Source organism: Polyangium sp. 15x6 (assembly GCF_029960785.1).
Lineage (GTDB): Bacteria > Myxococcota_A > Polyangia > Polyangiales > Polyangiaceae > Polyangium.
Window position 1 is genome coordinate 32,411 of the sequence record NZ_JASBQE010000083.1, and the last position, 22,115, is coordinate 54,525.

General features: G+C 68.6%; 18 protein-coding genes. 8 read left to right on the top strand and 10 right to left on the bottom strand.

Annotation, left to right across the window (positions count from 1 at the left end):
• Positions 1-12: 12 nt before the first annotated feature.
• From QHF83_RS39600 to QHF83_RS39610, 3 genes are all read right to left on the bottom strand, one after another.
• Positions 13-1,119: an HmuY family protein gene (locus QHF83_RS39600; protein WP_282423265.1), complete on the bottom strand. Its 1,107-nt coding sequence runs from the start codon at positions 1,117-1,119 to the stop codon at positions 13-15.
• Positions 1,116-3,116 (bottom strand): TonB-dependent receptor, encoded by a 2,001-nt coding sequence (locus QHF83_RS39605; protein WP_282423266.1) that lies wholly within the window; start codon positions 3,114-3,116, stop codon positions 1,116-1,118. Before QHF83_RS39605 ends, QHF83_RS39600 begins: the two co-directional genes overlap by 4 nt.
• 112 nt (positions 3,117-3,228) lie before the next feature.
• Complete coding sequence (locus QHF83_RS39610) at positions 3,229-5,418, bottom strand: S9 family peptidase (protein WP_282423267.1); 2,190 nt, start codon at positions 5,416-5,418, stop codon at positions 3,229-3,231.
• A 347-nt stretch (positions 5,419-5,765) separates the two neighbouring features.
• Here QHF83_RS39610 and QHF83_RS39615 point away from each other — a divergent pair, with 347 nt between their 5' ends.
• The gene (locus QHF83_RS39615) at positions 5,766-6,425 is read left to right on the top strand and encodes a hypothetical protein (RefSeq protein WP_282423268.1); all 660 of its coding nucleotides are present in this window, start codon (positions 5,766-5,768) and stop codon (positions 6,423-6,425) included.
• 103 nt (positions 6,426-6,528) lie between these two features.
• A complete protein-coding gene (locus tag QHF83_RS39620; protein WP_282423269.1) occupies positions 6,529-7,899 on the top strand; it encodes a tryptophan 7-halogenase in 1,371 nt (456 codons plus the stop codon).
• Here QHF83_RS39620 and QHF83_RS39625 read toward each other — a convergent pair.
• Complete coding sequence (locus tag QHF83_RS39625; protein WP_282423270.1) at positions 7,889-8,683, bottom strand: methyltransferase; 795 nt, start codon at positions 8,681-8,683, stop codon at positions 7,889-7,891. The two genes, QHF83_RS39620 and QHF83_RS39625, sit on opposite strands and share 11 nt — an antisense overlap.
• A 74-nt stretch (positions 8,684-8,757) precedes the next feature.
• On the opposite strand from QHF83_RS39625, the gene QHF83_RS39630 reads away from it, so the two are divergent.
• Both QHF83_RS39630 and QHF83_RS39635 read left to right on the top strand, forming a co-directional pair.
• A complete protein-coding gene (locus QHF83_RS39630; RefSeq protein WP_282423271.1) occupies positions 8,758-9,498 on the top strand; it encodes a cytochrome c in 741 nt (246 codons plus the stop codon).
• A 35-nt stretch (positions 9,499-9,533) separates the two neighbouring features.
• Positions 9,534-10,409 (top strand): methyltransferase domain-containing protein, encoded by an 876-nt coding sequence (locus tag QHF83_RS39635; protein ID WP_282423272.1) that lies wholly within the window; start codon positions 9,534-9,536, stop codon positions 10,407-10,409.
• Here QHF83_RS39635 and QHF83_RS39640 read toward each other — a convergent pair.
• The 4 genes from QHF83_RS39640 to QHF83_RS39655 form a co-directional block, all read right to left on the bottom strand.
• On the bottom strand, positions 10,349-10,798 hold the full coding sequence (locus QHF83_RS39640) for a hypothetical protein (RefSeq protein ID WP_282423273.1): 450 nt from the start codon (positions 10,796-10,798) through the stop codon (positions 10,349-10,351). The genes QHF83_RS39635 and QHF83_RS39640 overlap by 61 nt on opposite strands.
• A 147-nt stretch (positions 10,799-10,945) precedes the next feature.
• Positions 10,946-12,178, bottom strand: coding sequence for a YncE family protein (locus QHF83_RS39645; RefSeq protein ID WP_282423274.1), 1,233 nt, complete (start codon positions 12,176-12,178; stop codon positions 10,946-10,948).
• The gene (locus QHF83_RS39650; protein WP_282423275.1) at positions 12,175-12,804 is read right to left on the bottom strand and encodes a hypothetical protein; all 630 of its coding nucleotides are present in this window, start codon (positions 12,802-12,804) and stop codon (positions 12,175-12,177) included. The genes QHF83_RS39645 and QHF83_RS39650 overlap by 4 nt, the downstream gene beginning before the upstream one ends.
• Positions 12,805-12,878: 74 nt before the next feature.
• Positions 12,879-14,852 carry an alpha-amylase family glycosyl hydrolase gene (locus QHF83_RS39655; protein WP_282423276.1) on the bottom strand — a complete coding sequence of 658 codons (1,974 nt, stop codon included), beginning with the start codon at positions 14,850-14,852 and terminating at the stop codon, positions 12,879-12,881.
• 24 nt (positions 14,853-14,876) lie between these two features.
• Between QHF83_RS39655 and QHF83_RS39660 the strand changes: the two genes are divergently transcribed.
• From QHF83_RS39660 to QHF83_RS39675, 4 genes are read left to right on the top strand one after another with little or no spacing between them, the layout of a single operon-like run.
• Entirely contained in the window at positions 14,877-15,995 is a 1,119-nt protein-coding gene (locus QHF83_RS39660; protein ID WP_282423277.1) for a hypothetical protein, read from the top strand.
• Positions 15,996-16,862: a PHP domain-containing protein gene (locus QHF83_RS39665; RefSeq protein ID WP_282423278.1), complete on the top strand. Its 867-nt coding sequence runs from the start codon at positions 15,996-15,998 to the stop codon at positions 16,860-16,862.
• Positions 16,859-19,039 (top strand): hypothetical protein, encoded by a 2,181-nt coding sequence (locus QHF83_RS39670; RefSeq protein ID WP_282423279.1) that lies wholly within the window; start codon positions 16,859-16,861, stop codon positions 19,037-19,039. The genes QHF83_RS39665 and QHF83_RS39670 overlap by 4 nt, the downstream gene beginning before the upstream one ends.
• Entirely contained in the window at positions 19,036-19,593 is a 558-nt protein-coding gene (locus QHF83_RS39675) for a peptidylprolyl isomerase (RefSeq protein ID WP_282423280.1), read from the top strand. Before QHF83_RS39670 ends, QHF83_RS39675 begins: the two co-directional genes overlap by 4 nt.
• 74 nt (positions 19,594-19,667) lie before the next feature.
• On the opposite strand, the gene QHF83_RS39680 is transcribed toward QHF83_RS39675, so the two are convergent.
• A complete protein-coding gene (locus tag QHF83_RS39680) occupies positions 19,668-20,285 on the bottom strand; it encodes a glutathione S-transferase N-terminal domain-containing protein (protein ID WP_282423281.1) in 618 nt (205 codons plus the stop codon).
• A 120-nt stretch (positions 20,286-20,405) separates the two neighbouring features.
• On the bottom strand, positions 20,406-22,115 hold a 1,710-nt coding region (locus QHF83_RS39685; RefSeq protein ID WP_282423282.1), incomplete at its 5' end, for a myxococcus cysteine-rich repeat containing protein.

Sequence of the window (22,115 nt, forward strand, 5' to 3'; positions counted from 1 at the left end):
GCGCGCACCCGCTCATTGCTGCGGGACGCCCTCGGGCTTGACGCGCAGAACGACCTTGCCCGGGCCGTCGGTCGTCGCGCCGTCGAAGCGGTCGAAGACCAGGAGGTACCGCGAAACGCCGTCCGCGGCCGATTGCACGAGCCACGTGGCGTCCGTCGGCGCGGGCGTCGCCGCAGCTCGATCGATCCAGTAGTCCGAGAGTGCGCTGAAGATCCGATCGCCCCGCCAAACGAGCTTCGGATCGGAAAGCTCCGCATGTCCGACCGCGTCGAAGCGCGGGAGCTCGGAATCGTCCGTGCGCGTTTTCACGATGTCGAGCGTCTCGTCCTTCGTCTCGGACGCGTGCAGATCGACGGCGGTCACGCCGCGCGGCCCGCCGAGCTCGCCATTGACGCTGACCGAGGCGCGGCGGAAGCAGAGGTGCCAGTCGTTCGTGGTGAGCGCCTCGGCGGGCGTGTGTTTCGTCCGCGCGCCCGTGCCGAGATCGAGGCATTCGCTGGGCGCGTCCTCGGGCGCCTGCGAGCCGCCCGCGGTGCCGTCGAGGTCGGTGAGCGTCTGCGTCGGGCCCACGCCGGCGGACGTCACCTCGGCCCACCGAACCCGATAAATGGCCGCCACCGGCGCGCCTTGTTGCTCGGCGTAATACCCGAGGACCTGCACCTTCCATTGCTTGTCGCCGTCGCGCACGCCGTAGACGTGATAACGCACCCAGAGCACGTGGACGCTCGGGTCGTACGCCCAGAAATCACGGAACGCGCCGCCCGATTCGTCCTTCGTCATGAAGGGGACCGCCGGCGCGATGCCGTCGTCGAACGTCACCGCGTCGAGCGGCCCGAACGCGCCGCCCTCGCCGGATCCGGACGCGCCGCTGTTCGTGAAGACCTCGTATTTCTCGAATGCGAGATCCCAGGCCGTCGAGGCGGTGGCGTCGCCCTCGGGCACGACGATCTCGGGTTTTCCGAGCGAGACGTAGGTACGCCCCTCTGCGGGGACGGGCACTTCGAAGGCCGCGTCGTTCCCGTCGCCCGGGGGCTCTCCCGTCGTCGAGGGTTTGCCCACCTCCTCGCTGCAGGCGCAAAGAAGGAGCGGAAAAGCTGCGGCCAAAAATGTTCGTTTCATGGTTCCTCCGCGGGAAAATCGGCCGTGAGGCCAAGGTAAAGGGTCCGCCCCTGGACCGGCCGCTGGTCGCCCAATCGGCTGGGGTCTTTCTGGGCGCCGAGCGCATTGAGCACCCCGGCATAGGCGCGGAGCCCACGAACGAGCGGGCGCGCGATCCGCGCGTCGATCGTCTGGAAGCCGGGCGTACGCAAACCCTCGTCGAGGAAGGCGTCGGTGACCATGCGATACCGGAGCACGAGCTCGAGCCGGAGCGGCAGATCGGCCCGGATCGCGGTGACCACGGTGTGCGGCGGGCGGCCTTCGAGCGGGCGCTCGTTCTCGTCGTCCCGCGTCCAGAGATAGGAGTACCCGGCCTCCGCGCGCAGCACGTTCGCGAGGGTGAAGGCGCCGTCGATCTGCGCGCCGAACGTGCGCGCGCGGCCGATGTTGCGGTACGTGTAATCGTCGATGCCGCCCTGGCTCGCCGAGGGCCGGATGTCGATGTCGATGAGGCCGTCGATCCAGTTCGCGAAGACGCTGCCGCGGATCTGAAAGCCGTTTTTCGATCGATAACTCACGTCCCCGCTCGTGCCCCACGAGGTCTCGGGGCCGAGATTGGGATTGCCGAGCACGCGATACCCGAGGGCGCCGTGATCGAAGGCGAACCCGATCTCCTTCGCCGCCGGCGCGCGAAACCCGCGCCCGACCGAGGCTCGCACGGTGACGCTCGGCGAGGGCTGATACGAGAGCGCGAGCCGCGGCACCGCGACGCCGCCATAACGCAGGTGCATCTCCGCGCGGCCGCCGGCGAGCAGGGTGAGCGAATCGAAGAGCTTCCACCCGAGCTGCGCATACCCCGCGACGCTGCCCAGCGTGACGGGGACGAGCTCCTCGATCGTCTTCGTTTGCACCGCGCCGCTGATGAGCTCGGCGCGCGTGAGCGATTGCGAGAGCTTTTCCACCTCGGCGCGCATGCCCACGACCCAGGTGCGCCGCCCGTCCGCGATGGTGCCGGTCGCCTCCAGGCTGGAGAGCGAGGCCTCACGATCGCGGGTCTCGTCGATCGGCGATTCGTATCGGTCTTTCTGGGTCGTGTCGAATGCCCATTGTTGCCCGAGCGCGAGGCGCAGGGTCGATCCGCGGCCGAGATCGACGAGCTCGACGAGGTGGACCGCGAATCGATCGGTGCTTTGCGGCAGGTCGATCCGATAGGTCCCGAGGCCCGGGACGACCTGGCTTTGCCGGCCCTCGGACGCGTCGTGGATCCAGCGCACGCGGCCTTGCAGGCGCGTGCGAGAGTCGATGTTTCCGCCGACCCGGAGCCCGACCATTCCTTGCAGGCGCGAGGGCATGGCGAGGTCGACCGCGTCTTCGAGGAGCGAGACCCCGTCCGTGCGGAAAAAATTGCCGTCGAGCGTGGCCCAGGCGCGCTCCCCGCGCCACGCCGCATTGCCCTGGGCGATCACCCCGCGGCGATTGCGACCTTCGATCCGGGCCCGCCCGCTGAAGCCCGGGTGCAGGGGTTGTCCCGTGACGACATTGACGACCCCGCCGATCGCGCTCGTGCCATACAGCGAGCTCATCGGCCCGGCGACGACCTCGACGCGGGCGACGTCCGAGAGCGGCATTCGTGAGAGATCGATCGCGCCGCCCACGTCGCCGATGACGCGCTCGCCGTCTTCGAGGACGAGCACGCGTTGTTTGTCGAGGCCCTGGATCTGGATCGCGCTCGGATTGCCGATGTCGCCGTACGCCGATGGATTGATCTGGACGCCGGGCTGCCCCGCGATTGCCTCGGCCACGTTCGTCGCGCCGCGCCGCTCGGCCTCCTCGCGCGTGACGACGTCGACGCGCACCGTGGCGCGCTGGCTCTGCTCGGGCATGCGTGTGCCCGTGACGACGACCTCGGCGCCGTTGTCCTTGTCCTTGCCGCTCTGCGCAGGCTCCTCGGCGTGTGCCGTCGCCGCAGCCAGCAGCGAGGCCCCGAAACACAGGACGGCCGAGGTCGAAAGTCTCATCTGCGTTGATGAAAGTGACTTTCAACTTCTAGACGGGAACGTTGAAGAAGTCAAGAACAAGCGGATCACGTCCGGCCGCGTACGGTCTGCCGCTTGTGTTGTGTGCTGTGGTTCAGAGGTTCCGCACGAAGTAATCGCGGATGAGCTCCTCCATGTAGATGCGGTCCGGGGGACGGCGGGGCATGTGGCGCTCGTCCGGGAAGAGGAGGAGGTCGTACGGCTTGCGGGCGGCGATCATGGCATTGATGAGCCGCGCAGTGTGTCGGAAATGAACATTCTCGTCGATGAGGCCGTGCACGAGCATGAGCTTGCCGCGGATGCCCTCGACGTGGCGCATCACGCTGCTGTCCTCGTAGCCGCGCGCGTTCTCCGACGGCATGCCCATGTACCGCTCGGTGTAATGGGTGTCGTAGCCGTCCCAGTGCGTGACCGGAGCGCCGGCGACCGCGACCTTGAACGTCTCCGGCGCGCGCGCGAGGCACATCGCGGCCATGTACCCGCCGTAGCTCCAGCCGTAGACGCCGACACGCGTCGGATCCGCGAGCCCCTGGGAGACGAGAAAGCGGACGCCGTCGACCTGATCGTCGACCTCGATCGAGCCCATGCGGTACTTGATCGCGCCCTCGAACGCGAGCCCGCGCCGCGCGCTGCCGCGGTTGTCCACCATGAACACGAGATACCCGAGGCTCCGCAGCCATTGCGGGCGCATCGTGACCGTCATGTTCCAGCCGTTCGTCACGAGCTGCACGTGCGGGCCGCCATACACGTAGACGATCGTCGGAAACGGACCCTTGCCGAAATGCGCCGGCGGCCGATAGAGCGCGCCATACAAAGTCTCGCCATCCCGCGAGGTGAACGAGACGAGCTCGGGCGGCGTGAGGCCGAGCGCGGGGATGCGGGGATCAGGCTCGTCGTGAATCGTGGCGAGCACGGCGCCGTCCTCGATCGAGCGGAGTTTTACGGTGGGCGGGCGATCGTTCGTGTGATGGACGTCGACGAAACGACGGCAGGCGCGGTCGCAGGTGACCACGTGCATGCCGGGCTCGGTGGTGATGCGCCGCATCTCGCCGCCGTCGAGAGGCACGGCATAGAGGTGGCTTTCGAGCGGGCCCGCGGCCGTGGCCGTGAGATAAACGAAGCCGCCTTTTTCATCGACGCCGCGGACGTCGTCAACCATCCACGCCCCGCGCGTCAGCTCGGCGACGAGGTTTCCTTCGTGATCGTATCGATGAAGGTGTCGATACCCCGTCCGCTCCGATGCCCACAAGAATCCGCCGTCCGCGAGCGGGCGGAGGAGGTCGTGCAGGTTGATCCAGACGTTCGTCTCCTCGCGCAAGAGGCGCTTCCGCGCGCCCGTCGCGCGGTCGAAGACCACGAGCTCGAGCCAAGTCTGCACCCGATTCTGGAGCTCCGCGGCGAGCCGGCCGCCCGCGAGCCAATGCACGCGGGCGAGATACACCTCCTCGCCGTAGCTCGTATCCATCCAGGCGGGCGTTCCGCCCGACACGGAGACGACCCCGAGCCGTACGCGGGCGTTCTCCTTGCCGGCGAAGGGGTAATGGTGGTCCTCCTCCGCCTCGTCGCCCGTCGTGGCCTTGCCCTGGTGGACGATCCGATAAATGGGGATGTGCGTCTCGTCGACCTCGGTGAACGCGATCCATTTCCCGTCCGGCGACCACCAGTACCCGCGGTGCCGCGACATCTCCTCCTGCGCCACGTATTCGGCGAGGCCGTGCGTCTTGCCCGTGCCCCGCGCGCCCGAGGTGATCTGCCGCGGCGAGCCGCCGGCCGCGTCGACGACGTAAAGCTCCGCGTCACGGACGAACGCGACGAAAGCGCCGTCGGGCGAGAGCTGCGGGTCGAGGATCGGCGCGCCCTCGGACGCGACGAGCTTGCGGAGCGGCGCGGAGGGACCGTCCTGCACGTAGAGATCGCCCTTGATGGGCACGAGCACGCGGTTCGCGCGGTTCGCCCAGGCGTACGTGGTGACGCCGATCTCGCGCTGGCGCTGGCGCTCGCGGCGCAGCGCCTCGGCGAGCGAGACGTTCTCTTCGGTGGTGCCGCCGTCGGGCGGCGAGACGAAGAGGCTCTCGGTCCCCGTCTGGGGGTCGAAGACGAAGAGCTGCCGCACGAGGCTGCGTTCGGGGCTCTTCAGATAGGTGATCAGGCGATCGTCGGGGCTGAAAGCCACCTGATCGGGGATCGCCATGCCCGGCAGCGGGTGGCGGGCGACCTCCTCCACGGCGAGGGTGCCCTCGGCGGCTTCGAGGGCCTTCGGGGCGTCGATTTCGGTAACGGACATCGTGGTTCTTCCCGGGTGAGCGTGGCGCGCAACGTATACCATCGCCGCGGGAAACTCCACGCGAGCGACCATGCCCGAGGGAGACGACGAAGAGGGCAGAGCGTGAGCTGGTGTGATGTCGGTTACGGTTTGACCGGATTGCGCAACGGGTCGGGGCGGGTTGCGCGAATTGCGCAACGGACGTTTCACAACTTGCGCAAATGGCGCGGGGCGTCATGGGCTTTCCTGGGTTTTCCGGGGGTGGATGGTCGGGCACGTTCATTGCCGATCGTCCGGACGAAGCCCACGGGACGGCCAGGATGCGCGTCCCTCAGCGACCCCGTGCAGGTACACAGGCAGGTAACCGCATGCGAATCTCCCTTATCGTCGCCTCGAAGCTCGCGCTCCTCGCAACCCTCGTGACGGTCTCGGCGAGCGCCGCCGAGAACGCGCCGCTGGACGGAGGGAAGGAGCTCCTACTGAGGCCGCGCCGGTTCCACGTGGGCATCTCGGGCGGCGTAGCCTACCAGACCGTGCGCGTGCCGATGGTGATCCCCACGGAGTACGTGGCCGCGACGCTCGGCCTGCACGCGGGTTACAAGGTGACCGACCGGCTCTCGATTGGCTTCGAGGTGACGACCATCGAGAAGAACATGGGGCGCGGCGGGCCCTTCCAGAGTTTCGATCCGGGGCTCGCGCCGCAGGCGGAGTGCAACAACTGCGAGCCGCCGCCGTTCGGCGGCTGGGTGAAGAACACGACGGCGGTCTTCGGCACCCTCGGGCCGCGCGTCGAGTTTACTCCCTTTGGCACGGACGGCTTCTACCTCGGCGCCACGGCTGGGTTCGCGTTCCTCTGGGGCGTCGACTCGATCTACGGCTTCGGCGGCGCGGGGCGCGTGGGCTATCGGGTGCGCATCGCCGACATCCTCGGCCTCGCCATCGAAGGCGGCGCCCAGGCGCAAACGTTCGGCAGCGGCTCGTACACCGCCGCGCCTTACGGGATGGTTTCTTTCCAGCCTTATTTCTGAGGCGTCGCAAAGCCGCCCTCGATCCCGGATTGACGGGTGAAAATGGAGGGCGGTAGCCTCCGGGAATGCCGAACGTTCCCAACGAGCGGGCGCGCCGAACCCCGTGACACGGATTCACGACGTCGTGGTGCTCGGCGGCGGGCCTTCCGGGCTCGCCGCAGCGATCGCGCTCGGCGCGCGGGGCCTTCGCGTCGTCGTCCTCGAGCGGGGGCGGCTCGGGCGGCCGCGCGTGGGCGAGACGTTCGGGCCCGAAATCGAGCCGCTCCTCGCCACGCTCGGGGTCCGGGAGGCGTTTCGGGCCGAGGCCTGCGTGCCCTTTCGAGGCGTGCGTTCGGCCTGGGGTTCGGCGGAGATCGCGGCGCGCCCGTCGATCGTCCATCCGCTCGGCGAGGGGTTTCACGTGGACCGCGCCCGCTTCGACGCGATGCTCGCGGGCGCCGCGGCCGAGCGCGGGGTCGTGCTCCTCGAGGAGACCGGGGTCCCGACGATCGAGGAGGATGCGGCGGGGATTTCCGTGCGTTCGCGCGACGGCGTCGAGGTTCGGTGCAGGTTCCTCGTCGACGCGAGCGGCCGCGGCGCGCCCGCGGGCGCCGTGGGATCGAACGCGCGGCGCTGGCTCGCCTGTGATCGCATGATCGCGATCCTCGCGCGGATGACGCCGCCCGAGGGCCGGGACGTGGAGCCCGAGCTGCTCCTCGAATCCGCCGAGGAGGGGTGGTGGTACGTCGCGCCGCAGCCGGGCCGGAAGCTCTTCTGCGTGCTCCTGACGGACGCGGATCTCACGGCCGGGGCGCCTCGCGCGGAGCCCCTCGAACGATTTCGCGCGGTGCTCGAAAGGACGAACCACGTGCGGGCGCTCGCGGAGGGATGCTCGATCGACGAGCCGCCGCGCGTGGTGCGGGCCGACGTGGGGATGCTCGTGCCGGGCCGGGGCGCGCGCTGGTGCGCGGTCGGGGACGCGCTCGTCGCGGGGGATCCGCTGGCCGGGGACGGCGTGGCGCGGGGGTTTCGTTCGGCGATCGAGGCGGCGACGGACATCGATCGGGCCCTCGCGGAGGGTGCGGATGCCTTGCCTGAGGCGGCCACGGATGCGGCGGCGTTTCTCGCGGGGCATCTCGATCGACGCGCCCGATACTACGGCATGGAGACGCGTTTTTCCGAGGCGCTCTTCTGGAAGCGGCGCCAGGTGTTCGATTGGCAGAAGGCGCCGATCGGCCTGGATCCGCGGGTGATTTTACGGTGGGACGGGCGCGAGCCCGATCCGCAGGAGATCGCGCCGATCGAGGCGCTCGTGCCGCCGAAGGCGCTCGCCTCCGTGCTCGATTTCCTTCGGAGCCCGCGCGCCGCGCACGAGGCGCTCGCCGCGCTCCGGTCCGCGGCGCCGCTCGGCGATCGACGTCTGCTCGTCGGGCTCGAAGGGCTCGTCGCGCTGGGGATCGTGAACGAGCAGGCCGAGAGCGATCTCAGAGGATGAACGGGATCAGGGCGCGCCGCTCGACCGGGTAATCGGGGAACTTCTGGCGGTACCAGGCGTGCGTGGCGAACGCGCGCGGCACGAGGTTCGCCGCGCTGATGGCGAAGATGAAGACGCCGGCGAGAGACCACGTGCACAGGGCAAACCCGGCCCAGCCCGTGAGCTCGGTCAGGTAGCTCGGGTTCGTGACCCATTGGAAGAGGCCGCCGCGGGGGATGCGGTAGATCCGCTCGCCGCTGTCGACCTCCGCGCGGGTGCGCAGGTTCCTGAGGATCGAGTCCGAGTGCAAGGTGAGGCCGAACGAAATGTAATAGATCACGAAACCCACGAGGAAGCGCGGGTCCGTGAGCCATTCGGGGCCGTACTGGGGGCCGAGGCGCGAGATGAAGTCGGCGTGGAGATAGCCGTGCATCGAGGTGACGAGGACGCCCGTGCCCACGACGAGGAGGCCGAACGTGGAGCGCTGGCCCTTCGGGACGCGCATCGAGAGCGGAAAGTAGAAGCCGCGGTTGCCGTAATGGAGGAGCCACATCCCGAGGAAGACGAGCGGGACGAGCTCGCCGCGGTGCGGGCCGCGAATGTAAAAGTACAGGAACGAGAGCGTCGCGGGCAGCTCCATGAGGAACCAGCCGAGGCGCGGGTCGAGCGCGACGCCGAAGCGTGGGCTCGCGAAGCGGCCATACGGAGAGGGGACGAACCACGCGGCGACCGCGACGAACAGGGCAAAGCCGAGCGCGATCGAGAGGGCGAGGTCGTAGGTGGCGTCGCCGGTGTACGTGAGCACGGTTTCCGGGTTGATACTACAGCCTGCACGGGGGGCACAAGCCAGCTCGAGGGGCGGCTGCTAGGATGGGCCATATGCGATGGATGTCTTTTCTCACCGGAGCCTCGCTCCTTTCGGGGCTCCTTTGTGCGTGCGAGCCGGAGCCCGAGATCGTGGAGGGCTCCGCGGAGGACCACGGCAAGGCGCTCTTTTCGGACCCGACGCTCACCGAGACGCAGGCGAATTCGTTCTCCTGCGCGACGTGCCACCCGACGTCGAAGCCGTCCGCGGACGGACCCATCCTGCCCGGCGCGCCGCTCGCGGGCGTGACGCGGCGAGCTTCGTATTGGGGCGGAATGGAGGTCGAGCTGCTCCGCTCGATGAACCATTGTCTTTATTATTTCATGCTGTCGAGCAAATCCTGGTCGGCCGAGGACGAGCGGGGCCGCGCGCTGTATGCGTATCTCGATGCTTTGCCCGCCGGGGCGGAGGACGAGCAGCCATGGCCGTTCACGGTGCCGGTGCAGATCACGGCGCCAGCCGCGGGCGACGCGACCGCGGGCGCGTCCGTCTACACGCGCGCCTGCGAGAGCTGTCACGGCGCGGCAAAGACGGGCGACGGCCGCCTCGTGGCGCGGGCGCCGATCCTGCCGGATCAGACGCTCGCCGAGCACCCGCTCGGCATGTACACGGAGGAGCAACGCAGGCTCGTCTTCGTGCAGAAGACGCGGCACGGCGGGTTTCTGGGGTACGGCGGGCAGATGCCGCCGTTCTCGATGGAGGTGTTCTCCGACGAGCAAATGGCGGATCTGCTCGCGTTTCTCGGCGTTCCTTGACGTCCCAACGCCGCACGCGAGAGACGACATCCATCATGTCAGAATCCGACATCTATCTGCTCGGGCGCAGCGCGCAGGAAGAAGAGCGTCTCCGCAAGCAGATCCAGGAACTCGCGGGGGAAGCTCGGTGGTTGCTCGATCAAATCCAGATTCGCCCAGGCGCAAGGGCCATCGAGCTCGGCTGCGGCCCGCAGGGCGTGCTCGAGCTGCTCTCCGAGCGCGTGGGGCCGTCCGGGACCGTGGTCGGGCTGGACAAGAACGAGGGGTTCGTCGCTTCGGCACGGAAGCATGTGGCGGAGCAACGGCGAACCAACGTCGAGGTCGTGCAAGGGGACGCGAGGGCCACGAACCTCCCCAAATCGTCGTTCGACGTGGTGTTCTGTCGATTGCTGCTCGTGAACGTTCCAGAGCCGGAACAGGTCGTCGATGAGATGGTCTCGTTGCTGCGTCCCGGAGGCGTCATTGCGAGCCACGAGGCGGACTATCTACCGCACATGTGCGACCCACCTTCCCCCGCCTGGGATCGTCTGTTCGAGATTTTCCAGGCGTACAGCCGTGCAAAGGGCGTCGACCTGTTCGTCGGGAGGAGAGTCCACCGGATGTTGCGTGACGCCGGGATCGTGGAGATTCAAGTGAATCCGGTGATCCACGTCTACCCGCATGGCCATAACCGCCGGAGCATCTTCCTCGACTTCGTCCAGAATGTCCGCGACGACCTCGTCAGGGACGGCTTCGCCAAGGAGGAGGAGCTGAACGCGCTCACGCAAGACCTGAAGCGCCATTGCGACGATCCCGAGACTCTGGTCGTCTCGCACCTGTTTTTTCAGGTTTGGGGCCGCAAACCGGAAGGTCAGAAATCGAGCGGGCCGAGGAGCCAGTGGCCGGGGGAGTCGGGCGATTCGTCGAAGTAATAACCGCGAATGGTCTCGACCAGATCGCTGACGGTGATGAAGCCGTCGTTGTCCTTGTCGATGCGGTGGAACGCATCTCGAACAACCTGTTCGGGCACGCGCATCAACGATCCCATCCAGCGAACCTCGTCGGAAACGGTGAGCTTCCCGTCGCGATCCAGATCGACGACATCCATCACTGCGTTGATGTAGGGGACATAGCTCTGATCGAACGTTTCGGGCGTCTCGAGCATGCCCGCCGCGAACGCAGCCTTGTACTCGGCCAAGCTGATGCGGTCGTCGGCGTCGAAATCGGCGACCTTCCGCAGGTGCTCCCACAAGCCCAAGCTGATCTCGACGAGCCTTTGCCGGGCGGGAGACTCGGGACCGTGGCCGAACTCCTCGGCCATACGCACGGCCGATATCTCGAAGTCACGTCGCTGCAAAAATCCATTGAGATCGTGGTCGTGAGCGCGAAAGCGTCGCGCGAGCCTGCGCTCGAGAAAATCCGTCATGTGGGTCATGCCGTAGCCGGTATCACGGCGATGAGCGAGGTGTCAATTGCCGACCGCCGCGCCCGGGATCTGCGCAATGCCATCGGGATACACGCCGACGACAGTTTCGCTCTTCGTCGCGAGCGTCGCCGCGTCGAGCGTGAGGACCTTGCCTGGCACCACGTGGTCACCCTCGCAGATGAGGATCATACGCGTGTCGTCGAGCCGATCGACGACGTGCGGCCATTTGCATTCGTCGGCCGTGAAATCACGGCGGGTGATCTCCTGGTCCGTTTCGAGATCCCAGAGGACGAGCGCGTCGGGGGATTGTGTGGGGATCCAGAGGCGCTTGCCGTCTGCGGAGAAGGCCGGAAAGAAAGGCGCGCCGAGCGTGTCGATCTGGCGGTCGGGCAACATCGCGTTCGCCTCGACGTCGAAGAAACGGACGTCCTTCGAGACCGTGTTGCCGAGCGCCAGGATTTTTCCGTCGGGCGAGAGGATGGCCGAGTAGGGGCCGTATTTCGGATCGCCGATCGAGCCGCCGGAGGCGTCGACGGGGATGCGATCGATCACCTCGCGTTTGTCGAGGTCGACCACGGTGACGACGTCTTCACCATAACAGGCGACGTAGGCGCGGGCGCCGTCGGGGCGCGAGAGGGCCATGCCGTGCGGCGCGATGCAGGTGAGGATCCGCGGCGGATCGGCCGAGCCCGTGGGCAGGACGGCCTCGGGGTCGACGAGGGCGATCGTGGCGCGGGACCTCTCGAGGTCCCCCGGATACTTGATCGCGCGCTGCAGATCGTAATGGGAGACGACGACGCGGCGACCGTCGTCCGAGGCCACGATTTCCCCGGGATTCGCGTCGACGCGGACCTGGCCGAGGATGCGGAAGTCGTCGAGCGCGAGCTTTTGCACGTAGCCGGGCTGGATGCTGCTCCCGTGCGAGGCGTGCGGGCCGCCGGTCGCGACGATGGGATACGAGAGGCCGGTGTAGGCGAAGCCGCCGGTTCTGTCGACGGTGACGTGGTGGGGGCCGTCGAGGCCGACGGGATCACGGCCGACCGGGACATGCCCGATCTTCTCGCCAGTGCCGAGGTCGAGGAGCGACAGCGTATCCGAGAGGCTGTCCGTGACGATTCCGAGTCCGCCCGGAGGGACGGCGACGGGCTCACGGCGATCGGGGAATGCTTCGCCCGTGTACGGGCTGTATTGGTATTCGATGGGGGCGTCCCCGCATGCAGGCAGGGCGGCAAGCAGGGCGGCGCCGGCGAGGGCGCGAAGGTGAGGTGCGCTCATGGCGTGATCGTAAAGGTGGTTTTGCTGCCCTGGAAGGGGCCGCCATCCATGTCGATGCGGTTGTCGACGAGCTGCGCGCCCTGGAGCTCGACCGTGATGGGCGCCTTGGCCGCGCTGATACGCGCCCAGATCGCGTCCGTGGGTTTCCACGAGGACTCGCTCGTGAAGACACGGGCGAGCTTGGGATCGGCGTCGGAAGAGACGACGAGCCAGGTCGCATACCCTGTGAACGGCGTGCCATGCGCGTGCGCCGCGCGGACGGGGCCGAGGAGCGCGGCGAGCGGGGCGAGCAGGGGCTCGGCGCGAGGCTCGGCGGGGAGGAGGGACGGCGGCGCGGGCGGCGCGAGGCGCGAGGAGGCGCCGACGGCCCAGGAGAATGTGGGAATGGTGGAGGCCGAGAGCATGGTGCCGGCCGGAGGCGAGAGCAGCCCGGGCGCCTGGGAGGGGACGTTCGCGGGCGGATTCGCCTCGGCGGCGGTGAGGAACGCGGCGAGCGCCTCGTCGGTGGTCGTGCCGCTGTAGACGACGTCTTCGTATCCCGCGGGGACGCTCTCCTCGTGATCGCAGGCATAAAGGGATATCGAGGCGATCGGGATCAAAATGGCGATATGTAAAAGGTTTTTCATGGCAAGCTCCGTGCGGCGCGCGGGCCGGGCTCTTCGGATCGTAGCGCATCGGGCGCCCGGGGCCAGCGCGGCCTTCAGCGGGCGCGATGGACGAGGGCCGCCGCGTCCGTGGCGAGCGTGAGCGTCTGGCCCGAGAGCCGGGCCTCGCCGAGGGAGAAGAGGAGCGACGCGGAGGGGAATTCGTCGTCTTCGAGGTCGACGTCGACGGGGGCGCCGAGATTGACGGCGACGTCGAGGACCTCGGTCTCGTGGGCGCGGCGGAAGATGAAGAGGCTGCCCTCGGCGAAGACGACTTTGACTGTGCCGCGGCGGAGCGCGGGGTGAGCCGCGCGCAGGGCGAGGAGGGCGCGGACGATCGAAAAAGCACGCTCGCCGGCGGCGTCGGGGTGGAGCGGGAGGGGCATTCGATCGGGCCAGACGTCCTCGGGCTCGGTGACGGGTGTTTCGGCGAAGAGGTCGTACTCCTCGCCATAAAGAAGCGAAGGGACGCCGGGCCACGCGAGGAGGACGAAGAGGCCGAGGAGCCCGTGGCGCGAGGGGCCGCCGTGTTTGCGGGCGATGCTGGCGAAGCGGGGATGGTCGTGTGTCGAGACGAACCGGAGCGAGCGGGCGCCGGGGGCGCCTCGGTCGAGGTCGAGGAGGGCGAGCCGCTCTGCCGCGAGTTCGGCGGAGACGGCGCGTTTGGCGAGGAAATCGACGAGAACGTCGTGAAAGCCGAAATCGGTGGCGCAATCGAGGGCACCGCGGCTCGTCCAGCGATGGGCGTGGGCCGGGACGAGCTCGCCGAGGACGACGGCGTCGGGATTTTCGCGGCGGAAGGTTTCGCGAATGGCGACGGCGAGGTCGTGCGGGACCTCGGCGGCCATGTCGAGCCGCAGGCCGGAGGCGCCGCGTTTCGCCCAGCGGGACGTGGCGGTGAGGACGAGGGACCGGACCTCGGGGTGATCGAGATCGAGCAAGGGGGCGTCCTTGCGCCTGCCGTAATGGCGGAGCTTGGGCGCGCCTCGGGAAGGGGTTGTCCAGTGAAACCAGGCGGCGAACGGGGAGCCCGGGCCGCGGGCGCGGACGTCCTCGTAGGGGGGAAAGCCGCGGCCGGCGTGCGAGAAGGCGAGGTCGACGAGGATGCGGATTCCGCGGGCGCGAGCCTCCGAGACGAGGCGTTCGAAGGCGGGTTCGCCGCCGACGGCGGGGTCGATCCGGAGGGGATCGACGAGGTCGTAGCGATGGCAGGAGGCGGCGACGATCGTGGGGGTGAGGTAAAGGACGGTGACGCCGAGGTCGGCGAGGCGAGGCAATGCGAGGCGAATGCCGTCGAGGTGGCCGCCGGCGGGGCGATCGCGGCCGGGATCGTGGCCCCAGGAGGCGCCGGGGCGCGGGGCGAAACGGTCGACGAAGATGGTGTAGAGGACGGCATCTTTCCACCAGGCAGGGAGATCGTCCGCGGGCGCGGGGACGAGGAAAAATGCTTCGCGCGGGCCGGGATCGAATCGGATGCGGAGGGGCCTCGTCGGGCCGGGGAGCGCGGCGCGGAAAAAGAGGTGCTCGTCCTCCTCGGCGACGCGGGGCATTTCGATTTCACCGCCTTCCCAGAGGAGCCGCAGGTGCTCCCCGTGGCCGCGGCGCAGGCCGGCGCTGACGATGAAATGGTCTTTTTCGGGCGCGTGCACGACAAAAGGCGGCGCGGGGGCGAAGAGCAGCGGCTCGGGCGCGCCGCCGACGGAGAGGACGCTGTTCCGAATTCGATCCCGCGAGCGCGTCCGCGGATTGTCGAGGTCGAGCGACCAGTGGCCGCCGGCGCGGAGCTTGTACGAATACACGGAAGCGGGGAGGTCGAGCGTGGCCTCGGCGATTCGTTCGCCGGGCGCTCCGGCCTTCGTGGAGGCGAGGGGGATCCCCGTTTGCCAGTCGCAGACCTCGCCGAAGAGCTCCACGGGCGCGTCGGGCTTCACGCCGGGGAAGGCGCCGCGCGCGCGCAGGTGGACGCAGCGGTGATCGGGCGGAGAGGCCGTATCATGGGGGAGGGGTGTGGTCGGGTCTTGTCGCGGCACGCGGCTTCATCTTACCCTCGGACAATGATCAAGGTGAGGGTGCGAAAGGCGGGGACGGGCGTCGCCGCGGCGTCGGGGCTCATCGCCCTTTCGGGGGCGCAAACGGGGTGCGTGGCCGAGCCGATCGAGCCGGGCGACGAGCCCATCGCCGAGGCCGAAGACGAGCTCTCGCCGGGCACGGGCACGCTCGCGCTCGACGGCTTCCCGGGCAACTTCAACGTGAAGCTCGTCAACGCGAACACGGACGAGTTTCTGCGCGCCGGCCAGGCGCTCACGATCGAGCTGCCCGTGTGGATGCTCTGGGACAAGCTCTACCCGGGGTCGCCGCTGCCGACCGATCTCGCGCGGCTCCAGCAGATCACGGCGACGGTGACCGTGAGCGCGGTCGACAAGGCGACGACGATCGCGTCGCTGAAGGCGCCGGTGACGACCTACACCGGCATGGATCCGTATGGGTTCAAAGCGATCACGAAGACGTTCGTCGTGCCGTCGAAAGCCGACTGGATCGGGTTCGCGATCACGATCACGGACGTCGCCCCCGGGGGCCTGAGCGCGAGCATCACGGCGGCGGAGCTCTCGACGCTCGCGGTCTTCGGCGGGGAGCTGCCGAACAAGAGCCTGCTCATGGATTGGGCGCAGGCGACGAAAAAAAACCGGATCATCGAGGGCGACGATCCGATCGCGGGGGCGGAGCTCTTGCTCGCGGTGTCGGACTGGCGGGCCGACGTGATCGTGGACAAATCGCTGATCGACACGCAGATCGGCAAGGCGCAGAGCGCGAGCCGGTTCGGCTGGGTGACGATCCCGATTTACGGCAAGATCGTGCACGAGGTCGCCTATGCGGTGCATTTCGACGACGGGCTCGACTGGCGGCCCGAGGTGATGCTCACGGAAAAACCGAATTCGCGCTTCCTGGGCTCGGGTCGCACGACGTACGAGGGGACGATCCAGGTGCCCGCGAAGGCGCGGCGGATGATGATGTACACGCACGTGAAGACGTACCTCGTCGCCGATTACACGGGATACTCGAACATCACGGAGAAGTGGTACGCGGACGGGGAGAAGATGCTGAAGGCCGACAAGTACGACAACCCGAACGGGGCCTTCACAAATTACTCGTTCTCGATCGCGAATTCGCTCTGAATGCTTCTCCCGACGGACCTGCACGGGCACACGTTGTTCTCCGACGGCCGCGCGACGCCGGAGGCGTACGTGGATTTCCGTCGCGAGCTCGGGATGCGCGTGATCGCCGTGGCGGATCACGACGTGCTCGCCGCCGTGCCCCGCGCCGCGCGGGCGGCGGCGGGGGCGGGGCTCATGTTCGTGCCGGCCCTGGAGGTGACGTCGTTCTTGCATTTCGGGACGGATCGGGCCGAGCAGTTTCACGTGCTCGCTTATTTTCCGTCGCGCTTCTCGGTGCTGCCGCTCCTCCGGCAGACGGCGCTGTTCCGGCGCGGCGAGCGGGTGCAGGCGAAATGGAAGGCGTTCGTGCTGGCGTGGATGGAAGGGATTTCGGAGGAGGAGCGGCGCGCGATCGATCCGGAAGGCACATTCGAGGCCCTCGCGCCGGCCGATTTTCCGGCGCTGCAATCGATGCTGGATCGGGTCGCCTCGCGGACGACGCTGTTTCCGGCGTTCCGTGATCATCACGTGCGGTTCTGGGAAGAGGATAGGGAGCTCTTCGGCTGGACGCCGGAGGAGGCGATCGAATGCATCCGTCAGGACGGCGCGCTCGACGTGGTGGCCCACCCGGGCCGGTACCGCGACAAGGAGAGGACACGCGCGGTCCTCGCGCGTGCGAGCGGGATCGAGGTTTATACGTCGCGCCACAAGGCAGAGGTGGCCGAGTCGTTCCGCGCGTTCGCGGAGGAGCACAAGAAATGCTGGACGGCATCGTCGGACGATCACCAGAATGCACGGTACGTGAGGCCCGCCGCGGGGACGCCGGTCGCGACGATCGAGCGGATCCTGGGGCGAGCGCTGCCGATCGAGGCGATTCTCTCGGCTTGAAGCGTCGCTCGCTCGGGATCCTGTCGGCGGCGCTGTTGCTCGCGCCCGGCGCGGCGCTCGCGGCCGATCCGCCGGCGGCGCCGGGTCCAGCGCAGCCGGCGCCGGCGCCGGGCGGATGGGCGGGCGAGCTCGATGCGCTGTCGAAATGGATCGCGGACCGAGGCAAAGGTCCAGCGTGCGCGGCGCGGTGTTACACGCTCGAACGATTGAAGCTCTCGGGTCGGGTCGGGGAGGGGCCGCTCGAATTCGAGCTCGTGGGCCGGGTGCTCGCGGACGGGGCCGTCGACATCCCGCTGTTCGGGCCGCCGAAAGAGGTGCGGCTCGAAGGCGTGACGGAGAACGACAAGGAAGCGGCGATCGGATTCGAGGGCGATCGGTATTTCCTGCACACGTCCGCGAAGCGGTTCGTGCTCAAAGGAAAAATGACGCTCGGGAGCGATCTGACGCTCCAGATCGCCGGGCCCTTGAACACGCTGGAGGCGGATCTCGCGTCGGGGGTGGTGGTCGAGGGATCACGTTTGTCCGGGATCGCGGGGACGACGATCCACCTGAATCGGCAGGACAAGGCGGCCGAGGCCGGGCCCACGGTCTTCCAGCTCTCGCGCGCGGTGCGCGTGGGGCGCGAGATCGGGTTCGAATATCGGCTCGTGATGCGCTCGGGGACGGACCTCGGGGTCGTGCGATTGCCGCTCACACTCGGCGAGAAGGTGCTCGACGTGACGGGCGCGGCGGGGTTCCGGGTCGAGGGAAATGAGCTCATCTTGCCGACGTCGGGGCGGACGGCGGAGATGACCATCACGGGCACGCTCGCGAAGCTCGGCGCCATGGCGCCGGACGCGCGCTCGGGCTACGAGTGGTGGCTCATCGAGAGTGATCCGGAGCATCGCGTGGCCGTGGCCGGGGACGCGCGGCAGGTGGACTCGGCGGAGTCGCCCATTCCGCGGTCGCAGCCGACCTCGCGGCTGTTTCTGATGCAAAAAGGCCAGAAGATGGACGCGACCGTGACGCCGCTCGCGGCGGTGGACGCGCTCGCCGCCGTGGTGCAATCGCACCAGCGGACGGTGGTGGTGACGGCGCGCGGAGACGTGGTCTCGCAGGATCAGGTGAACTACGAGAACAATGGCGTCGATTACCTCGCGTACGCGCCCTCGGGCCGGCCGATCTTCCTGTCCACGTCGGGGAAGGCCGAGCGGATCATGCGGCAGGGCGCGGATGCGGAGGAAATCCTGGTGCCGCTCCGGACGGGGAGCCAATCGGTGCAGGTGCAAGCGCTCTCGCAGACCGGGCTCAAGCCGCTCTTCGGGACGGTGACGGTGCCGATGCCGTCGTATGCATTGACGGCGAGCCGCGTGCATCTGACCGTGGGATTGCCCGCGGGGGTGTTCCCGCTGGCGTTGCTCGGCGGGGATCGGCCGAAATGGGCGGTGGAGGGGAGCGATCTTCTGGTGTCGGGCATCGGCTTCGCGGCGGGGTGGGCCGCGGTGCGCCCGGGGCCGGGGACGAGCCCGTCGCGATTGCGGATGCTTCGCATTCTCGGGGGGATCGTGCTCGCGTCGCTCTGGTTCCTCTGGAAGCCGGGGTTCGTTCTTTCGCTCATCGCGCTCGGGCTCTGGGCGCTCATCTGGGCCGTGGGCGTGTTCGCGAAGGGCGCGGCGCGGGCGGCGGCGACGCTCGTGCTCGTTGGCGGGCTCGGGCTCGTGGGACTCATCGGCCTCGCGGCCATGGGCTCGCGTGCGCCGATGAAGTCGTCGGACATCAGCTACGAGCCGCCGCCCCAGCGGGCCGCCGCGCCGGTCTCGACGTTGGGCGGCGGAAAACTCGACGATGATCGATCGGGCAATGGTTGGGTGGACAAAGGCGGCGGGGTGCTGGAGGGCGTGACGCCGGTGCCGCTGCCGCTGCCGGAGTATCGGCATGCGATGAGCGCGAGCCGCGAGCTCGTGACGAAGGATCGGCCCTTCCGGCCGACCTTGGTCTACGTGACGGACACGGCCGTGGCGCCGGTCGCGGTGCTTTGGCTCGTGGGTCTGGCGATCGTGGTGAGCGCGCATCGAGGGCGCATGAAGGATGGATACCGGCGGCTGCGCGAGCGAATCGATCGCGCGGCGGCGCCGCCGGCCGAGGCGAAGGCGGCGAACGCCGAGGCGCCGAAGGACAAGGAAGGAGAAGAGGGATGATGAAGGCAAGCAATGGCGGTCTCGCGTCGCTCCTCGCCGCGACGCTCTTCGTGGCGTGCGGCGGTGGAACCCCGGAGCCCGTGACGCCCGTCGAAAAGGCGCCCGAGAAGGTCGCCGAGGCGCCGAAGCCCGAGGCGAGCGGGGAAGCGGCGGCCGGGCCGGACGCGGAGAAGGCCGAGCAATGTATTGCGACGGCAAACGCGAAGCGCGCGAAGTTCAGCGGCGAGCCGCCGAAGGTGACGGTCAAGCACATCCTGGTGAGGTACAAAGGCACGAAGAACGCGGACGCGTCGATCACGCGCACGCGCGAGGCGGCGTGCCTGCGGGCGATGGAGGCGCGCGACAAGCTGCGCGAAGGCGCGGATTTCGACGAGATGGTGAAGGAGTACAGCGAGGAGCCGGGCGCGGCTTCGCGCGGCGGCTCCGTGGGGGAGATCGAGCGCGCCCAGGTGGTCAAGCCGTTCGCGGACGCGGCGTTCGAGCTGTCCGTGAACCAGATGAGCGACGTCGTGGAGACGGAGTTCGGCTTCCACTTGATCGTGCGCTCGCAGTGATCCCAAACGAAAAGGCGCGCCCCCGGTCTCCCCGGGAGGCGCGCCTTTTTCATTTTGTTACGACGTCGAACGAATCAGCGCGCCTTGCCGATCGCCTTCTGCCAGGACGGGCGCTCGCTGATGCGGCTCCACCACGCCGCGACGTTCGGGCGCTCCTTGACGATGTCGCCGAGGCCCGTGTCGAAGAGGTACTGGAAGTACGGCGCGTAGGTGATCTCCGCGATCGAGAACGAGCCGGCGAGGAACTCCTTGCCGACGAGCGCGCGCTCGAGCACGTCGAGGGCCTTCGCCGCGCCCTCCTTGCCATTCTTCACGACCTCCGGGTCCGGCGTCGTGCCCTTCATCGGCGAGAAGAAGATCTCGAGGATCGCCTTCATCGCGGGCGGGCTGAAGTACGACTGCTCGACGCTGATCCACTGCTCCATGACCCCGAGGTCCTTCGCGTCCGTCGGGGCGAGGCCGCCGAGCTTCGCGTTGAGGTAACGCAGGATCGCGCGCGACTCGTAGAGCACGAAGCCGTCGTCCTCGAGGACCGGCACGACGCCGAAGGGCTGACGAGCGAGGTGCTCGGCCGACTTCTGGTCGCCCTTCATGATGTCGACGAGCACGAACTCGTAATCCACGCCCTTCTCCGCCAGAGCGCAAAGGACCTTGCGCGTGCACGTGCTCGCCGGATGACCGTAGACCTTCATGAGAATCCTCCTCCCCGTCACGAAACGGGACGTTTCGCTCCGCTGCATACTCCCCATTCTCGGCGCCGTCCACCGTCGCGGAAGGCCGCGCGTGATTGTGCGCCGCGTCGGGCGCGAGCGTCACAATCCGTAAACGTGGACGTCGTCGATTCGCCATTCCTCGGCGAGACCGTCGCCCCCGGCCGTCTGGTCGTCGTAATGGAAGCGGACGACGAAGGGCTTGCCGGCGACGAGCGCCGAGAGGTCGAGGCGGACGTGGCCCGAGGCGTCGAGCGTGTACGCGGCGACGGGGCTGAAGGGCCCGCCCATGACGGAGATCTCGACCGCGGCGCGGTCCGTGGCCGAGGTCCAGTGGTCGAAGGCGTGGTCGAATTCGAGGAAGACGCGCGTGAAGGGGCCCGCGTCGAGGGAAGGAGACGCGAGGATCTCGCCGTCGAGCGCGACGTTGCTCTCGTCCTTGAGGAGCATGAACGCGCCGCCGGAGGCGCTGCCCGTGGTGTTGTCCTGGAGGCAGCCGAGGAGCGGGTCGCAGCGGTAGAAGCTCTTGCCGTCGCCGTTCGCGTCGGTGACGACGAACGGGTCGAAGCCGGAGGAAAAATCCTGCGCGAGGAGGCTCGTCACGGCGGCGCATTTCGGGCCCATGCCGAGATCGACGCAGGCCGCGCCGTCCGCACAGCGGTTCGCCTTTCCTGACGCATCGCACGCGAGACCCGGGCCAAGAACGGGGCGGACCATGGCTTCGAGGGCATACGCGCCGAAGTCCATGGAGCTGAAGCCGTCGACGACGAGGTAATACGTGCCGGCCGCGAGGTTCGTCAGGCCGAACGACTCGGGATGGCCGCCGAGCTGGGTGTCGGCGCAGGCGAGCTCGCCCGCATTCATCGTGCAAGCGTCGAGCAGGTATACGCCGGCGTCGAAGAGGGGCGAGGAGGGCGCGACGCGGACCGAGAGATCGGCGGGGCCAGGGAGCGTGAGCGCATAAACGGCCTCGGGGCCGGCGCCGGTGCAGCTCGCGGAGAGGGTCGCGCCGTCCGAGACGAGCGTGGTGCCGGCGTAGTTGCCCGCGCCGGCGGGGGAGGGCATTGCGCAGGTGCCCGAAGCGTCGACGAGGGCGAATGGCTGCTCGGTGACGCGGAGCTCGTAGGGGCCGACGTTCGCGGCCGCATAACCGGAGACGACGAGGAAAACCGGCGTCTGGGGAGGCAAAACCGCGGTTTCGACGCGCGCGAGGGGACCGTCGCCGCTGTCGTCGTCGCAAGCGTGCTCTGTGCTGGTGTCGAGGCAGTCGAGGTAGGCCCAGGCGACGGTATCGGCGAGCGCGCCGCCGATGTCGGTGGTCTCGAAGGTCACGCGCGCGGGGGAGGAGCCCGTGGTGTAACGGTGCACGACGGAAGGCGCCGTGGTGCCGCCGGCCGAGCAGGTTGGCGTGCCGAACCCGACGACGGCAGAGCCCATCGTGGTGCCGGCATAAACGAGCGTATCGCCCTGCGTTTGGCCCTTCGTGAGGAGATCGACGGCGTCGCCGCAGGTGGTGCCGGGCTCGAGGAGACATTGGGAGGAGCAACCATCGGCCGGCATCGTGTTGCCGTCGTCGCAGGTCTCACCCGGCTCGATGAGGTCGTTGCCGCAGACGAACGAGGAGCCGCCCTGGCCACCGGCGCCGCCATTGCCAGCGCCGCCGCTGCCACCACTTCCGCCAGCGCCGCCGTTGCCACCTACGCCGCCCGCGCCACCACTGCCGCCGACGCCGCCGCTGCCGCCTGCGCCTCCGACGCCGCCCGCGCCACCTGCGCCACCTTGCCCGCCCGCGCCACCTTGCCCGCCCGCGCC

What these genes read in the sequence shown, in the direction of transcription:
- QHF83_RS39600 (WP_282423265.1), bottom strand. Translation starts at nt 1,119, where the DNA reads ATGAAACGAACATTTTTGGCCGCAGCTTTTCCGCTCCTTCTTTGCGCC.
- QHF83_RS39605 (WP_282423266.1), bottom strand. Translation starts at nt 3,116, where the DNA reads ATGAGACTTTCGACCTCGGCCGTCCTGTGTTTCGGGGCCTCGCTGCTG.
- QHF83_RS39610 (WP_282423267.1), bottom strand. Translation starts at nt 5,418, where the DNA reads ATGTCCGTTACCGAAATCGACGCCCCGAAGGCCCTCGAAGCCGCCGAG.
- QHF83_RS39615 (WP_282423268.1), top strand. Translation starts at nt 5,766, where the DNA reads ATGCGAATCTCCCTTATCGTCGCCTCGAAGCTCGCGCTCCTCGCAACC.
- QHF83_RS39630 (WP_282423271.1), top strand. Translation starts at nt 8,758, where the DNA reads ATGCGATGGATGTCTTTTCTCACCGGAGCCTCGCTCCTTTCGGGGCTC.
- QHF83_RS39635 (WP_282423272.1), top strand. Translation starts at nt 9,534, where the DNA reads ATGTCAGAATCCGACATCTATCTGCTCGGGCGCAGCGCGCAGGAAGAA.
- QHF83_RS39640 (WP_282423273.1), bottom strand. Translation starts at nt 10,798, where the DNA reads ATGGCCGAGGAGTTCGGCCACGGTCCCGAGTCTCCCGCCCGGCAAAGG.
- QHF83_RS39645 (WP_282423274.1), bottom strand. Translation starts at nt 12,178, where the DNA reads ATGAGCGCACCTCACCTTCGCGCCCTCGCCGGCGCCGCCCTGCTTGCC.
- QHF83_RS39650 (WP_282423275.1), bottom strand. Translation starts at nt 12,804, where the DNA reads ATGAAAAACCTTTTACATATCGCCATTTTGATCCCGATCGCCTCGATA.
- QHF83_RS39660 (WP_282423277.1), top strand. Translation starts at nt 14,877, where the DNA reads ATGATCAAGGTGAGGGTGCGAAAGGCGGGGACGGGCGTCGCCGCGGCG.
- QHF83_RS39665 (WP_282423278.1), top strand. Translation starts at nt 15,996, where the DNA reads ATGCTTCTCCCGACGGACCTGCACGGGCACACGTTGTTCTCCGACGGC.
- QHF83_RS39675 (WP_282423280.1), top strand. Translation starts at nt 19,036, where the DNA reads ATGATGAAGGCAAGCAATGGCGGTCTCGCGTCGCTCCTCGCCGCGACG.
- QHF83_RS39680 (WP_282423281.1), bottom strand. Translation starts at nt 20,285, where the DNA reads ATGAAGGTCTACGGTCATCCGGCGAGCACGTGCACGCGCAAGGTCCTT.